The 14,902-nt window shown below is 61.9% G+C and carries 14 protein-coding genes; 1 reads left to right on the top strand and 13 read right to left on the bottom strand.

Translation table 11 applies throughout. The annotated features are described in order from the left end of the window. Positions 1-90: 90 nt before the first annotated feature. Genes pyrF through pyrR form a run of 7 tightly spaced genes read right to left on the bottom strand, consistent with a single transcriptional unit; the run spans position 91 to position 8,929 of the window. Positions 91-966 (bottom strand): orotidine-5'-phosphate decarboxylase, encoded by an 876-nt coding sequence (pyrF, locus tag HAV21_RS04555; protein WP_166840635.1) that lies wholly within the window; start codon positions 964-966, stop codon positions 91-93. Next, positions 959-4,267 (bottom strand): carbamoyl-phosphate synthase large subunit, encoded by a 3,309-nt coding sequence (gene carB, locus HAV21_RS04550; protein WP_166840633.1) that lies wholly within the window; start codon positions 4,265-4,267, stop codon positions 959-961. Before carB ends, pyrF begins: the two co-directional genes overlap by 8 nt. Further along, on the bottom strand, positions 4,267-5,490 hold the full coding sequence (gene carA, locus HAV21_RS04545) for a glutamine-hydrolyzing carbamoyl-phosphate synthase small subunit (protein WP_347877601.1): 1,224 nt from the start codon (positions 5,488-5,490) through the stop codon (positions 4,267-4,269). Before carA ends, carB begins: the two co-directional genes overlap by 1 nt. Positions 5,491-5,494: 4 nt before the next feature. Beyond that, complete coding sequence (locus HAV21_RS04540) at positions 5,495-6,016, bottom strand: hypothetical protein (RefSeq protein WP_166840629.1); 522 nt, start codon at positions 6,014-6,016, stop codon at positions 5,495-5,497. Further along, positions 6,016-7,341 (bottom strand): dihydroorotase, encoded by a 1,326-nt coding sequence (locus HAV21_RS04535; protein WP_166840627.1) that lies wholly within the window; start codon positions 7,339-7,341, stop codon positions 6,016-6,018. The genes HAV21_RS04540 and HAV21_RS04535 overlap by 1 nt, the downstream gene beginning before the upstream one ends. After that, the gene (locus HAV21_RS04530; RefSeq protein WP_166840626.1) at positions 7,341-8,348 is read right to left on the bottom strand and encodes an aspartate carbamoyltransferase catalytic subunit; all 1,008 of its coding nucleotides are present in this window, start codon (positions 8,346-8,348) and stop codon (positions 7,341-7,343) included. The genes HAV21_RS04535 and HAV21_RS04530 overlap by 1 nt, the downstream gene beginning before the upstream one ends. Next, positions 8,345-8,929: a bifunctional pyr operon transcriptional regulator/uracil phosphoribosyltransferase PyrR gene (gene pyrR / locus HAV21_RS04525; RefSeq protein WP_024816826.1), complete on the bottom strand. Its 585-nt coding sequence runs from the start codon at positions 8,927-8,929 to the stop codon at positions 8,345-8,347. The genes HAV21_RS04530 and pyrR overlap by 4 nt, the downstream gene beginning before the upstream one ends. A gap of 110 nt (positions 8,930-9,039) precedes the next feature. Here pyrR and HAV21_RS04520 point away from each other — a divergent pair, with 110 nt between their 5' ends. Then, the gene (locus HAV21_RS04520; RefSeq protein WP_166840624.1) at positions 9,040-10,335 is read left to right on the top strand and encodes a PrsW family intramembrane metalloprotease; all 1,296 of its coding nucleotides are present in this window, start codon (positions 9,040-9,042) and stop codon (positions 10,333-10,335) included. 54 nt (positions 10,336-10,389) lie between these two features. On the opposite strand, the gene nusB is transcribed toward HAV21_RS04520, so the two are convergent. From nusB to aroC, 6 genes are all read right to left on the bottom strand, one after another. Beyond that, positions 10,390-10,800, bottom strand: coding sequence for a transcription antitermination factor NusB (nusB, locus tag HAV21_RS04515; protein WP_011774956.1), 411 nt, complete (start codon positions 10,798-10,800; stop codon positions 10,390-10,392). Then, a complete protein-coding gene (gene efp, locus HAV21_RS04510) occupies positions 10,800-11,363 on the bottom strand; it encodes an elongation factor P (RefSeq protein ID WP_011774957.1) in 564 nt (187 codons plus the stop codon). Before efp ends, nusB begins: the two co-directional genes overlap by 1 nt. A gap of 153 nt (positions 11,364-11,516) precedes the next feature. After that, positions 11,517-12,038 carry a tetratricopeptide repeat protein gene (locus tag HAV21_RS04505; RefSeq protein ID WP_142939080.1) on the bottom strand — a complete coding sequence of 174 codons (522 nt, stop codon included), beginning with the start codon at positions 12,036-12,038 and terminating at the stop codon, positions 11,517-11,519. Next, positions 12,035-13,126, bottom strand: a complete 1,092-nt coding sequence (aroB, locus tag HAV21_RS04500; protein WP_166840622.1) for a 3-dehydroquinate synthase — start codon at positions 13,124-13,126, stop codon at positions 12,035-12,037. The genes HAV21_RS04505 and aroB overlap by 4 nt, the downstream gene beginning before the upstream one ends. Continuing rightward, positions 13,123-13,632, bottom strand: a complete 510-nt coding sequence (locus tag HAV21_RS04495; protein ID WP_208095849.1) for a shikimate kinase — start codon at positions 13,630-13,632, stop codon at positions 13,123-13,125. The genes aroB and HAV21_RS04495 overlap by 4 nt, the downstream gene beginning before the upstream one ends. A gap of 47 nt (positions 13,633-13,679) precedes the next feature. Continuing rightward, on the bottom strand, positions 13,680-14,879 hold the full coding sequence (aroC, locus tag HAV21_RS04490) for a chorismate synthase (protein ID WP_142939077.1): 1,200 nt from the start codon (positions 14,877-14,879) through the stop codon (positions 13,680-13,682). Positions 14,880-14,902: the final 23 nt, after the last annotated feature.

Here is a 14,902-nt window from a genome sequence, read left to right as displayed (position 1 = left end):
CCCCTGTCAGATCGCACATGTGATCCAGATCACGCGGACTGATCCTGAACTTACCGGCAGGGGCCCGGTTGCGCAATGAGCATGGACAACTTACTCGAAGCGAAGTCCGCGCAAAGTTTCCTCAGTGGCAGCACGGAGGCTTGCCAAGGACGGTCCTGCCGCCAGGATCCCCCGGCTGGAAGTGGCCAGGACCGTGGGGTAAGCAGCGCCAAACGTTGTGCGAAGGTCAGCTGGAGTGGCGCCCTGGGCACCGAGGCCAGGGGCCAATATTGCACCGCGCACAGGCGCGAGTTCAATACCCAGATCATCCAAGGCAGAGCCGATGGTTGCCCCTACCACCAGGCCAACTGACCCCATGGAACCGCTGTACCGCTGGTTCTCGAGGGCTGCGGCAGCGGCAATCCTACGCGCCACGGAATCACTTCCACCGACGTGCTGCACAGACTTTCCTTCAGGGTTCGATGTCAGTGCAAGCACAAACACTCCCCTGCCATACTGCGCAGCAAGGTCCAATGCCGGGCGCAGCGACTCAAAGCCTAGGTACGGGCTAAGCGTCACCGAGTCCGCGGCCAAGGAAGAACCGTCACGCAGCCAGGCATCCGCATAGGCGGCCATAGTGGAGCCGATGTCGCCACGCTTGGCGTCGGCGATGCTGAGCACGCCCGCATCCGCGGAGGCGGTGAGCGTCCGTTCCAGCACAGCCATGCCGGCCGAGCCGTGGCGCTCGTAGAGCGCCACCTGCGGCTTGACCGCGGCAGCGAGGGAAGCCACGGCCTCAACCACCGTCAGCGAGAAGCGCTCCAAGCCGGCGACGTCGTCGGTCAATCCCCAATCGGCCAAGAGCTGCGGGTGGGGGTCGATTCCGACGCAGAGCGGGCCGCGCGCGGCCATGGCCGCAGCCAGCCGGGATCCGAAAGACTCCCCGGCCGGCTGCTGGCCTTGCTGTGGTGAAGCAGACTCAGGCATTGGCTGCTTCCATTGCCGCTGACAGGTTGGCTGCGTGCTCCTGCAGGCTGGTCACCGACCATTCGTAAGTGCGCAGTGCCTCAATGGCCTGCACTGCGGCATTGAACTCGGCAACGGTGGTGATGCAGGGAATGCCAATGGACGTTGCCGCAGCACGGAGTTCGTAACCGTCGCTGCGGGCTTCGCCGCCGGAGGGTGTGTTGAAGACCATGTCGATCTCGCCGGCGATGACCAGATCCGCAATGGTGCCTTCGCCCTCTGCGCTGCTGCCTTCGGCCACCTTACGCACAGGGGTTGCCTGAATGCCGTTGCGGCGTAGGACGTCAGCGGTGCCACCGGTGGAAACGATCTCGAAGCCCAGGTCCGAGAGGCGCTTGACGCCCATAATCACTGAGCGCTTGTCACGGTTGGCTACCGAGACGAAGATCTTGCCCTGGGTGGGCAAGGCGTTGTTCGCTGCGGCCTGGCTCTTGGCGAATGCGGTGTCGAAGTGCTTGTCGATGCCCATGACTTCACCGGTGGAGCGCATTTCCGGGCCGAGCAGGGAGTCCACAACCTTGCCCTCAGGAGTACGGAAGCGGCTGAACGGAAGGACCGCTTCCTTGACGGCAACCGGTGCGTCCAAAGGCAGGGTGGAACCGTCACCGGTTTCCGGCAGCATCTTGTAGGCGCCGCGGAGCTGGTTGATGGTGACACCTGTGCCGATGAGCGCAGCGGCCTTGGCCATTTGCACGCCTGTCGCCTTGGAAACGAAAGGAACGGTGCGGGAAGCACGCGGGTTGGCTTCAAGGACGTACAGGACATCGGAGGCCAGCGCGAACTGGATGTTGATGAGGCCTCGGACGCCAACGCCTTCGGCGATGGCCCGGGTTGCCGTGCGCACACGCTCGATCACGTTGTTGCCCAAGGTAATCGGCGGAAGCACGCATGCGGAGTCACCGGAGTGGATGCCGGCTTCCTCGATGTGTTCCATGATGCCGCCGAGGTACATGTCGGTGCCATCGAAAAGTGCGTCGACGTCAATTTCGACAGCATCTTCGAGGAAGCGGTCAATCAGCACCGGGTGGTCCGGGGTGATTTCCGTGGCATTGGCGATGTAACGGGAGAGGTTTGCTTCGTCGTAGACGATCTCCATGCCGCGGCCGCCCAGGACGTAGGACGGGCGGACCAGCACCGGGTAACCGATTTCGTCGGCGATCTTCTTGGCGTCCTCGAAGGACACGGCGGTGCCGTTCTTCGGGGAGGTCAGTCCGGCTTCATCCAGGACGCGGGCAAAGGCGCCGCGGTGCTCCGCCAGGTCGATCGCTTCAGGCGAAGTGCCCAGGATCGGAACACCGGCATCGGCGAGCTGCTGGGCCAGCTTCAGCGGGGTCTGGCCGCCGAGCTGGACGAAGACGCCCATGACTCCACCGGTACGCTCCTCTGCAGCAATGACCTCAAGGACGTCCTCGAGGGTCAGCGGCTCGAAGTAAAGGCGCGTGGAGACGTCGTAGTCCGTGGAGACGGTCTCCGGGTTGCAGTTGACCATGACGGTCTCGTAGCCGGCCTTGCGCAGCGCCATGGAGGCGTGGACGCAGGAGTAGTCGAACTCGATGCCCTGGCCGATGCGGTTGGGCCCGGAGCCCAGGATGATGACGGAGGGCTTGGCGTGCAGGCCTACTTCGTCTTCCTCGTCATAGGACGAGTAGTGGTAGGGCGTGTAGGCAGCGAACTCAGCGGCACAGGTGTCCACCGTCTTGTAGACCGGACGAATACCCAGTGCTTGCCGGACGCCCCGGACTACTGCCTCATTGTTATGTGTCAATGCACCGATCTGCTCGTCGGAGAAGCCGTGACGCTTGGCGTTGCGCAGCATCTCCTCAGTGAGAACGCCGGCCTTGCGGATCTCCTGCGCCGTCTCATTGAGGAGCTGCAGCTGGTCCAGGAACCAGGGGTCGATCTTGGTGGCTTGGAAGACCTCTTCCACCGTGGCGCCACCCAGGAGCGCGCGCTGCACCTGGTGCAGTCGTTCCGTGGTGGGGCGCTTGGCCTTCTCGATGAGCTCGGCGACCTCGTACTCCGGTACGGAGCTGAAGTCCAGCTGTGAGCCCTTCTGTTCCAATGAGCGAAGGGCCTTCTGCAGGGCTTCGGTGAAGTTGCGGCCCATGGCCATGGCTTCGCCCACGGACTTCATGGTGGTGGTCAGGGTGTTATCCGCTGCCGGGAACTTCTCGAAAGCGAAGCGCGGAACCTTCACTACCACGTAGTCCAACGTCGGCTCGAAAGAGGCAGGGGTTTTCTGGGTGATGTCGTTGGGGATTTCGTCCAAGGTGTAACCAAGGGAAAGCTTGGTGGCGATCTTGGCGATGGCGAAGCCGGTTGCCTTGGAGGCCAACGCGGAGGAACGGGATACGCGGGGGTTCATCTCGATCACCACTACACGGCCCGTTGCGGGATCGATGGCGAACTGGATGTTGCAACCACCGGTGTCCACGCCAACTTCGCGGATGACCGCGATGGAGACGTCGCGCAGCTTCTGGTACTCGCGGTCCGTGAGGGTCAGGGCCGGAGCTACCGTGATGGAGTCACCGGTGTGGACACCCACAGGGTCGAAGTTCTCGATGGAGCAGACCACAACGACGTTGTCGTTCTTGTCGCGCATCATCTCAAGCTCGTATTCCTTCCAGCCGAGGATGCTCTCTTCGAGCAGGACCTCGGTGGTGGGGCTGTACTGGAGGCCCTGGCCGACGATGCGGCGGAGGTCGTCCTCGTTGTAAGCCAGCCCGGAGCCCAGGCCACCCATGGTAAAGGACGGGCGGACCACCATGGGGTAGCCGAGGTCCTCGGCAGCAGCGAAGGCTTCTTCCATGGTGTGGATGATGTGGCTGCGTGCGGACTCTGCGCCACAACGCTCCACGACGCCCTTGAACTTCTCACGGTCTTCGCCGAGCTCAATGGCGGCGATGTTCGCGCCAATGAGTTCCACGTTGTACTTCTCCAGCACACCGTTCTTGTCCAGCGCGATGGCCGTGTTCAACGCCGTCTGGCCGCCGAGGGTGGGCAGGATGGCGTCCGGGCGCTCCTTGGCGATGATCTTTTCCACCACCTCTGGAGTGATGGGCTCTACATAGGTGGCATCGGCAAATTCGGGGTCCGTCATGATGGTGGCCGGGTTGGAGTTCACCAGGATGACCCGCAGGCCCTCCTCCTTCAGGACGCGAAGTGCCTGGGTACCGGAGTAGTCGAACTCAGCCGCTTGGCCGATAACGATGGGGCCGGAACCGATGACAAGGACGCTCTTGAGATCTGTACGCTTGGGCATTACTTCTTGTCCTCAGTCTTGGAGTCGTTGGAGTTGGCGCCTGTGGCCTTGGACTTGGTGTCGGCCATGAGGTCGATGAAGCGGTCGAAGAGGTACGCAGCATCGTGCGGTCCGGCCGCAGCTTCGGGGTGGTACTGGACCGAGAAGGCGGGGATGTCGAGGCAGGCGAGTCCTTCGACGACGTCGTCATTGAGCGAAATGTGGCTGACTTCCACACGTCCGTATCGTTCTTCCGGTGCCACGGTGGCCCCGTTCAACGGGGCGTCAACGGCGAAGCCGTGGTTCTGCGAGGTGATTTCCACCTTGCCGGTCCGGCGGTCCATGACGGGCTGGTTGATGCCGCGGTGGCCGTAACGGAGCTTGTAGGTGCCAAAGCCCAGGGCCCGGCCGAGGATCTGGTTGCCGAAGCAGATACCGAAGTACGGGAGCTTCTCATCCAGTACCGAACGCAGCAACGAAACCTGGTTGTCAGCGGTTGCAGGGTCTCCTGGACCGTTGGACATAAAGAAGCCGTCGGGCTTGACAGCGTTGACATCCTCCAGGGTGGAGGTGGCCGGCAGGACGTGCACGCGCACGCCACGCTCTGCGAAACGCACTGGAGTCATCGCCTTGATGCCGAGGTCAACGGCTGCGATGGAGAAGCGCGGTTCCCCTTCCCAGCCGTGGTCCTTTGGTTCCACGACGTAAGCCTCGTCAATGGAGACTTCCTCCGCCAGGGCTGCGCCTTCCATGGGAGCGCTGGCGAGGACAGCGTCCAGCAGTTCTTTGTCGGTGGCGTGCGCGGCCTCACCGGAGAAAATGCCGGCCCGCATGGTCTTGTGCTCACGGAGGTGGCGGGTAATGGCACGGGTGTCTACGCCCTGGATGCCAACAATGCCCTGCTCCACCAGTTCCTCATCGAGGCTTCGCTCGGAACGCCAGTTGGAGGGCCGACGCGCGGCGTCGCGCACGATGTACCCGGCAACCCAGATACGGCGGGATTCAGCGTCTTCGCTGTTGACGCCGGTGTTGCCGATGTGCGGCGCTGTCTGCACCACCAGCTGGCGGGCGTAGGAGGGATCGGTAATGGTCTCCTGGTAGCCCGTCATGCCGGTGGCGAAGACTGCCTCACCGAGAGCGGTGCCCTGGGCTCCGTAGCTGCGTCCGCGGAACATGCGGCCGTCTTCGAGCACGAGTACTGCTGCTGAGGGGGTGGGTTTGGTGGCTGCTTTACTATCCGTCACTTTATTACTTTCCACTATCGGCTTCTGCCTGAGGGGCTGCGGAGATCAATTCTTGGAGGGCTTCGAGGAGGAGCTGCTTGTCGGCTGCGTGCCTGGAACGGAATCCGGTGTCCAGTTCCCGGGAGCCAAGCTTCCAGTTGATGACCAGGAGTCCGTCTTTTTCGACGAATTTTCCGGCCATGCCATTGGTTTCCCGGCTGTCGACCAGAGCTGAGCGCGGGATGAAGACCGGAGCGGCACCGGCTCGATCGAACAGCACACCTTCGGTGTGGATGCTCAGTTCAGCGTTGGTGCGGATACCCAGGCCTTGGACTGCTATCCGGTCCAGCCAATCGCCGGCCGTTGTGGTGGCCACGTATTGGCCGTCTGCCACTACCGTGGCCGGCGTCAGCTGCTTCGGCACCTCGGGGAGGCGTTCGACGTCGGCTTGTCGCCTTAACCGGTTCCGCCATCCCAGCCAGATCATCGCCAGGACGATGACAATCAGCGGCACCGTGATGAGCACGGTCAGTGTTTGGTTGTCCATTAGTTGCTGCCGACCGCCGGGTACCTGTAAGGCGTGTTGAGCTGGCCATCGAGGACCGTGGGGTGGCCTTTGAAGAAGGTTGCCACCACGGATCCGGGCAGCTCCTTGCCCTTGAACGGTGAATTGCGGCCCATGGTTGCCATTTTATGCGGGTCAACAGTCCAACGCGCAGCCGGGTCCACCAGGATGACATTGGCAGGTTCGCCAACCTCCAAGGGACGGCCCTGATCGGCAACGCGCCCAATGACTGCAGGGGTGAACGAGGTAACCCTGGCGAAATCAGCCCACGTCATGAGGCCGGTTTCGATCATGGTCTCCTGCACCACGGACAGCGCGGTTTCAAGACCGGTCATGCCCATGGCTGCCTGCGCCCATTCGCATTCCTTATGCTCGCTGGGGTGCGGGGCGTGGTCTGTTCCCACGACGTCGATGGTGCCGTCGGCCAGGCCCTCCCGGAGCGCCTGCACGTCGGCATCGGTGCGCAGCGGGGGGTTGACTTTGTAGACGGGGTCGTAGCTGCGGACCAGCTCATCAGTGAGCAGCAGGTGGTGCGGAGTGACCTCGGCGGTGACATTGATTCCACGGGCCTTGGCCCAGCGAACGATCTCCACGGAACCCGCCGTGGAGACGTGGCACACATGGAGGCGGGAACCAACATGCTGGGCAAGCAGAACGTCGCGGGCGATGATGCTTTCCTCGGCAACAGCGGGCCAGCCGGTGAGTCCAAGCACGGCCGACACCGCGCCTTCATTCATCTGTGCCCCGGCGGTGAGGCGCGGTTCCTGCGCGTGCTGGGCCACTACGCCGTCGAACGCTTTGACGTACTCCAATGCACGGCGCATAAGCACGGGATCGTGGACGCAGATGCCGTCGTCGGAGAACATCCGGACCTGGGCGCGGGAGTCCGCCATGGCGCCCAGCTCTGCCAGTTGCTCGCCCGCCAAACCTACAGTGACCGCACCGACGGGGCGGACGTCCACCCAGCCCGATGCTCGGCCAAGGCTATGAACCTGCTCCACGACGCCGGCAGTATCAGCCACCGGGTTGCTGTTGGCCATGGCATGGACAGCTGTGAAACCGCCCAGGGCGGCAGCGCGGGTGCCGGTCTCCACTGTTTCGGCGTCTTCGCGGCCGGGTTCGCGCAAGTGGGTGTGCACGTCCACCATGCCGGGCAGTGCAACGAGGCCCTGGGCGTCGATCTCTGTTGCGTCGTCCGCAGACAAGTCCGTACCGCGGGCTTCAATGACACCGTCGCGGATCAAGAGGTCTTCAGCTGCGCCGCCGAGGATGGCGGCCCCACGAATCAGGTAGCTGTTCTGGGCCATCAGTTGGTCTCCTTGCTGGACTGGCTTGCGTTCGGAACGGCTTCACGGGAATCCCCGGAGAGCAGCAGGTAAAGAGCGGCCATACGGACCGAAACACCGTTTCGCACCTGGGCGAGAACAGTTGAACGCGGCGAATCTGCGGCTGCCGATGAAATCTCCAGACCCCGGTTCATGGGGCCGGGGTGCATGATGATGGTGTCCTTCATACCGAGATCATCCAAGGCGCGGAGCCTTGCGTCGTCGAAACCCCAGCGGCGCGAGTACTCGCGGGTAGAGGGGAAGAACGATGCGTTCATGCGCTCACCCTGGACACGCAGCATCATCATGGCGTCAACGCCCGCTTCCAACGTCTCATCCAGGTTGTAGCTGACCTTGCAAGGCCAGTGCTCGACGCCGATGGGCAGCAGGGTGGGTGGCGCCACCAACGTGACCTCGGCGCCGAGGGTCTTGAGCAACCAGACATTGGAACGGGCAACGCGGGAGTGCAGGACATCGCCGGCAATCGCTACGCGCATCCCTTTGAGGTCTGCGCCCGTGGACTCAATGCCATTGACCCGTGACCAGTGCCGACGCATGGTGAAAGCATCCAGCAATGCCTGGGTAGGGTGCTCATGGGTACCATCGCCGGCGTTGATGACTGCTGCATCAATCCAGTCAGTGGCTGCAAGCCGGTGCGGCGCGCCGGAGGCCCAGTGGCGGATGACGACAGCGTCCGCGCCCATGGCTGCCAGCGTCTGTGCAGTGTCCTTGAGGGACTCTCCCTTGGATACCGAGGATCCCTTGGCGGCGAAGTTAATGACATCGGCTGACAGTCGCTTGGCTGCTGCTTCAAAGGAGATACGGGTACGGGTGGAGTCCTCGAAGAAGAGGTTCACCACGGTGCGGCCGCGCAGGGCCGGGAGCTTCTTAACCTCACGCTCGCCGACGGCGGACATTTCTTCTGCCGTGTCCAGAACCCGGATGGCGTCGAAAAGGCTGAGGTTGTCGGTGGAAAGGAGATGTTTCACTTGCCGGCCTCAATAACTACCTCGTTGACGGGCACGCCGTCCACGGAGTCGATCTCCTCGAGGTGGACCCGGACCTTTTCCGATGAGGAAGTGGGCAGGTTCTTTCCCACGTGATCTGCCCGGATGGGAAGCTCGCGGTGTCCCCTGTCCACCAGCACAGCCAGGCGGACAATCCGCGGGCGGCCAAGATCGACCAAGGCGTCCAAAGCGGCTCGAATGGTCCTGCCTGAGTACAGGACGTCGTCGATCAGGACAACAACCTTGTTGTCTATGCCTGAGAGTGGAAGCCGGGTGTGGCGTGGGGGCCGTGTGGGCTGATGTGAGAGGTCGTCACGGAACATGGTGACATCCAACTGGCCAACCATAGTGTCGGCGTTCACCGTGGGGTCGGCTGCTGCGATCTTGTTGGCAAGCCGCACGGCCAGAGGGTAGCCCCGGCTTGGAATGCCCAACAGGACCAGGTCCTGGGAGCCTTTGTTGGCTTCGAGGATCTCGTGGGCGATACGAGTGAGCGCACGATCAATGTCCGCCTGATTGAGGACAACCCGCGACGGCACGTGTGCTGAAGTGACTTCAGTCATCGCTCGTCTCCCCTTTCCCCGCCTCACGGGACGGAATTAAAAAAGGAATATTTGCTTTTCAAAACTACCACAGCGCCCCTTTCCCACCTCAGCGGGGACCCCAGTGACGCGTGAGTTTAAGCTCACACTCCGTGCTGTGGAATAGGCTCTTGCCCATGACCATGAACCACCACGGCCAACCAGGCGGACAACCTTATCCGCGTCCTTACCTGGAACCTGGCGCCAACCCCACGTGGATTGGCCGCGTCCAGCCCGGTAATTACCAACCGGCCCCCGGCAACCCGACGACGCTCCCACAGCAAACCTGGGCCATGCCGCCAGCGCCGCAGCCTCGCCGGTCCTGGGGGACGCTCCCTTTACTCATCGGAGCAACCGTGCTGGTCCTCGGCAGCCTGTTCCTGGTGGTGCCGTTTCTCCTCGGCAACACCGGCATCAGCGGGTTTGTCATCGGCTTCATTGCCTCACTGATTCCACTCTCCGTAGTGCTGCTGACGGTACGCCTGATAGATCGCTGGGAACCCGAACCAAAAAGGCTCCTGTGGTTCGCTTTCACGTGGGGTGCCGCGGTTTCCATTGCCGGGACACTGCTTATCCAGCCGCTCTTCGCACTTGCAGCTCCCACCTCCAGCGAAGAAGCATTCACCTACTTCATGGCAACGGTCCAAGCCCCCATCGTGGAGGAATTCACCAAGTCGCTGGGGTTGCTGGTCCTGATCCTGGCAGCACGCAAATATTTTGACGGACCTGTTGATGGGGTGGTGTTTGCCTTCACCATTGCCGCGGGCTTTGCCTTCACGGAGAACATCCTCTACTTCGGCCGCGAAATAGCCTCATCATCAGATCCAAGCACTGACCTCATCCGGATCTTCATCCTCCGGGGTGTCATGTCGCCCTTCGCGCACGCAGTTTTCACGGGTACAACCGGACTGATCATGGGTTTCGCTGCCCGCAAATGGCATTCGGGGTACGCGGTCCTGGCCTTCTTCATCGGCTTGTTGCCTGCGATGTTCCTGCACAACCGTTGGAACAGCATGGGACAGAACTTCCTGGTGGAGTACTTTGTGGTCCAGGTCCCGATCTTCCTGGTGGCAGCAGTGGGCATCATCCTCCTCAGGGTTGCCGAAGGAAAACTTACCCGGCAACGTCTCCTCGAATATGCCCGGGCAGGCTGGTTTACTCCCGCAGAAGTGGAGATGCTGGGTACCTCCCGAGGCCGACGGCACGCCATTGGGTGGGCGTCCTCGCGCGGGCGTGGTGCGCAGATGAGGGCCTTCATCAAAGGGGCCACAGCCCTGGCATTTACCCGCCAACGGATTCTCAGCGGTCGCGACGTCCATGTCCATCAGCATGACGAGTTCGAGCTCCTCAGGAAGATCCCAACGCTTAGGGCAGCGGTCCTCCAGTAAACACAAAAGAACCCGCATCCAGTGGATGCGGGTTCTTCAGCGGCCAACAACTCCTTATGCCAGGAGCGAGGGCTTCAGCTTCTGGAGCCGGCCAAGCAGCCCATTGATGAAGGCAGGCGACTCGTCCGTGGACATGGTCTTCGCGAGAGCCACAGCTTCGCTGACGGCTACGCCGTCGGGAACCTCGTCATTGTAGAGAAGTTCCCATGCGCCAATACGAAGGATGATGCGGTCAACCGAGGGCATCCGCTCCAACGTCCAGCCTTGGGCGTACGTCTGCAGGAACTCATCGATGGTTGCCTGCATGGAAACAACACCCTCGACGATTTCCACCGTGTAGGGGTTGATGACAAGGTCGGTCTTCTCCCGCCGCGCTGTCATCGCGTCGAAAGCCGAAACGGAACGCTGCTCCGCCTCGAAAAGTACTTCAAGAGCCCTGCTACGGGCTTTACCGCGTGCGCTCACTAGTCGTTGACCCGGCCCAAGTAGCTGCCATCGCGGGTGTCGACCTTGACCTTGGTGCCCTGCTCAACGAACAGCGGAACCTGGATTTCGTAACCGGTCTCGACAGTTGCAGGCTTGGTGCCTGCCGAGGAGCGGTCGCCCTGAAGGCCCGGCTCCGTGTAGGTGATTTCGAGGACAACACTCGGGGGCAGTTCAATGTACAGCGGCGTGCCCTCATGGATGGCGATGTTGACCATCTGGTTCTCAAGCATGAAGTTTGTGGCGTCGCCCACCGTGGCACCCGATACGGTGATTTGGTCGTAGTCCTGGGTATCCATGAACACGAAGTCTTCGCCGTCCTGGTACAGGTACTGGTAATCGCGGCGGTCCACCGTAGCGGTTTCAATCTTCAGGCCGGCGTTGAAGGTCTTGTCAACCACCTTGCCGGACATGACATTGCGCATCTTGGTACGGACGAAGGCACCGCCCTTGCCTGGCTTGACGTGCTGGAACTCGATGATGTTCCAGAGCTGGCCCTCGAGCTTCAGTACGGTCCCGTTCTTGATGTCGTTTGTGGTTGCCACTCGTATCCTCTGGTTATCGCACTGGTTCTGACTGCCAGCTATCTATGCCAAGCAGGCGTACCAATCGGCCCGCCAGCGCGTATTTATCAAAAATCCAAGAACCATTCTACCGGCAAATGTGCCAAAGGCTTGCGGGGAGTGTTCCACCCGGCTTCAGGAAGCGAGTTCCAGCACATTCCGTGCCCTCTGAAGGGCAACAGCTGAGGAATATATCAGCGCAGCATCAGCTGCCATGGCTACTCGCAGGTCCAAGGCCCTGGCGAATTCTTCGGACGCTGCCAGTGCGTTGCCGCTGACGAAATATGCCCGGCCAAGATACTGGTGCACAATAGCTTCCTTCGGGCTGCCCTGGACATCCTGCAACAGGTGCCTGAACAACTGGACAGCACGGTCCAGCCGGTTGGTTGCCCGATGGACTTCGGCCTCAAAAATCCTCAACCGGAACGACTCCGGATCTTTGTAGCGGGCCTCAGCCAGGAGCTCCGCTGCCTCCTTGGGCTGATTGTCCAGAAGAAGGGCCATGATGCGATCTGCAGGGTCCTCCGAGGCCGCAAGGGCGGACTCCATGGCTTCCTCATTGACAACCACTGGCAGCAAAGTGTCCGGGTTCAGGCGGACTCCCGGGAATCCGGCTGTTGGCCAGTCGCTGACGCCTTCACGAAGAGTGACGGTCATGATGCGATCTCCTGGTAGGCGGCAAACAGGAGCGAGGTGTCAGGAACTTCCAGAATGCCCGGTTTGGCCACGCCATCGAGGACAACAAACCGGAGCAGGTCACCACGGGACTTCTTATCCCGGCGCATCCCATCAAGAAGGCCTTGCCAGCGGTCCTTGCGGTAGGTGGTGGGCAGACCGAGGCTTTCCAGAATAGTGCGGTGCCGGTCGGCGTCAGCGTCGGACAAACGGCCCACGCTTCGCGACAACTCGGCTGCAAACATCATGCCCACGGATACAGCGGCACCGTGACGCCACGAGTAGCGTTCCACGAGTTCGATGGCATGGCCCAGGGTGTGCCCGTAGTTCAGGATTTCGCGGAGGCCCGATTCCTTCAGGTCCTGGGAGACGACCTCCGCCTTCACAGCGATGGCACGTTCGATAAGCTCCCGGACAACATCCGATCCGGGGTCCATCACGGCGTCGGTGTTCTTTTCGACGAGGTCAAGGATGGCCGGATCTGCGATGAAACCGCATTTGATCACCTCTGCCATTCCGGAAATGAGCTCGTTCTTCGGCAGGGTCTGAAGAGTGTCAAGGTCAGCCAGGACAGCAGCCGGCGGGTGGAAAGAGCCCACCAGGTTCTTGCCCTCGGCAGTATTGATGCCGGTCTTGCCACCCACCGAGGCATCCACCATGCCGAGAAGGCTCGTTGGCATATGGATGACTTTGACCCCTCGAAGCCAGGTTGCAGCCACAAAGCCGGCAAGGTCAGTCACAGCACCGCCGCCGACAGCCACGATGGCATCAGATCGAGTGAAGTCGTTCTGACCCAGCACCTGCCAGCAGAACGCCGCCACCTGGATGTGCTTGCCTTCTTCGGCGTCCGGGATTTCGGCCGTGAGCGCAGTGAAGCCTGCAGCTTCGAGCTCGTCCCGCACAGTATCGCCGGTCAGGCGAAGCGCCCGCGGGTGGATCACCAGAACGCGGCGGACACGTTCGCCCAGCTTCGCCGGCAGGGTGCCCAACAGGCCCCGGCCCACCACGACGTCGTAGTTTTCATTAACGGACTGGCCGGTCACCTTGATGACAGTTGCTTCGGTGCTCACTTTTCAACTTCCTCTTTCAAGGCTGCATGCTGGAGCAGCCGCTCCTCCAAGTGGAGGCCGATTTCAGCCACGGATCCGGTACGGACATCCATGACAATGTCTGCTAGACGCTCATAAACCGGACGTCGGGTGGCGAACAAGGCCTCCCAACGGGTCATGGCGTCACCCTGCAGCAAGGGCCGGCCGGTGTTGCGCGCAATTCTGTCAGCGACCGTTTCCGCATCACACTCCAGATAGACCACGGTGCACTCCCCCAACAATTGCTGGGTCCCGGAGTCGAGCACTGCTCCGCCGCCGAGGGAAATAATGGCCGGATCGATCTTCGCGGACTCGATGGCCTTGGCCACAGCCCGCGCTTCAATCTCGCGGAAGGCGTGTTCTCCCCTGCCTGCGAAAATATCGGCAATGCTGCCATGGGCGGCAACAACCACAGCATCAGTGTCCACAAAAGGCAGACGCATCTGATGGGCCAGCTGCTGACCTATCGCCGATTTTCCGACGGCCATGGGTCCAACCAGAACTATGGGCCGGCCATCCGGGATAGAGCGGACCACTACCGGCCGACCGTGTCCAAGGTAGCCGGGATGCTTTCAAGGTAGCTTTGCAGGTTGCGCTGGGTCTCAGGCACAGAATCACCACCGAATTTCTCGGCCACAGCCTCAGCCAGCACCAATGCCACCATGGCTTCGGCCACAACGCCGGCTGCGGGCACTGCACAAACATCCGAACGCTGGTGATGTGCCTTGGCAGGCTCCCCGGTGCTGACGTCAATGGTGCGCAACGCGCGCGGGACTGTGGCGATCGGCTTCATGGCAGCCCGGACGCGAAGCACTTCACCAATGCTCATGCCGCCCTCGATGCCACCGGCTCGGTTGGTCTGGCGAACGATCTTGCCGTTGTCATCCTTGAGGATCTCATCATGGGCAGCAGATCCACGGCGGGCCGCCGTCAGGAATCCATCGCCTACTTCCACGCCCTTGATGGCCTGGATGCCCATCAGCGCGGCGGCCAGACGGGAGTCCAGTCGACGATCCCAGTGGACGTAGCTGCCCAGTCCCGGCGGAAGGCCGTAAGCCAGTACCTCTACCACGCCACCCAGCGTCTCGCCTTCTTTGTGCGCGGCATCCACCTCTGCCACCATCGCATTAGAGGTCTCGCGGTCGAAGCATCGCAAGGGGTCGGCGTCGAGGGCTATGACGTCCCTCGGCAACGGAAGGGGCCTGCCCTCGGGAACGGTCACGCTGGCAATGGACACGGTATGGCTGACCAATTCGATGCCCAGCTGCTTCAGGAACTGGGCGGCAACGGTACCAAGGGCCACGCGTGTGGCCGTTTCGCGCGCGCTGGCACGCTCGAGGACCGGGCGGGCTTCGTCAAAGCCGTATTTTTGCATACCGGTGAAATCTGCGTGCCCAGGGCGTGGACGGGTCAGCGGTGCGTTGCGGGCCTGATCGGCGAGGACTTCAGGGTCCACAGGATCAGCTGACATGATCTGCTCCCATTTGGGCCACTCGGTGTTCCCAACCTGGATGGCCACAGGGCCGCCTTGGGTAAGACCATGCCTGACACCACCCATGATGGTGACCTCGTCCTGCTCAAACTTCATGCGGGCACCACGTCCATAGCCCAGGCGGCGACGCGCCAGCGCGTCACGAATCTGCCCGCTGGTGAGTTCAACACCGGCAGGCACGCCTTCAACAATTCCGATCAGGGCCGGACCATGGGATTCACCGGCAGTCAACCAACGCAACATATAACCAATCCTGCCATGTAGGG

This window comes from Paenarthrobacter sp. MSM-2-10-13 (assembly GCF_011605365.1).
Classification (GTDB): domain Bacteria; phylum Actinomycetota; class Actinomycetes; order Actinomycetales; family Micrococcaceae; genus Arthrobacter.
Note: the sequence above shows the minus strand (reverse complement) of the source record. Positions and strands in the feature narration are given on the sequence as shown.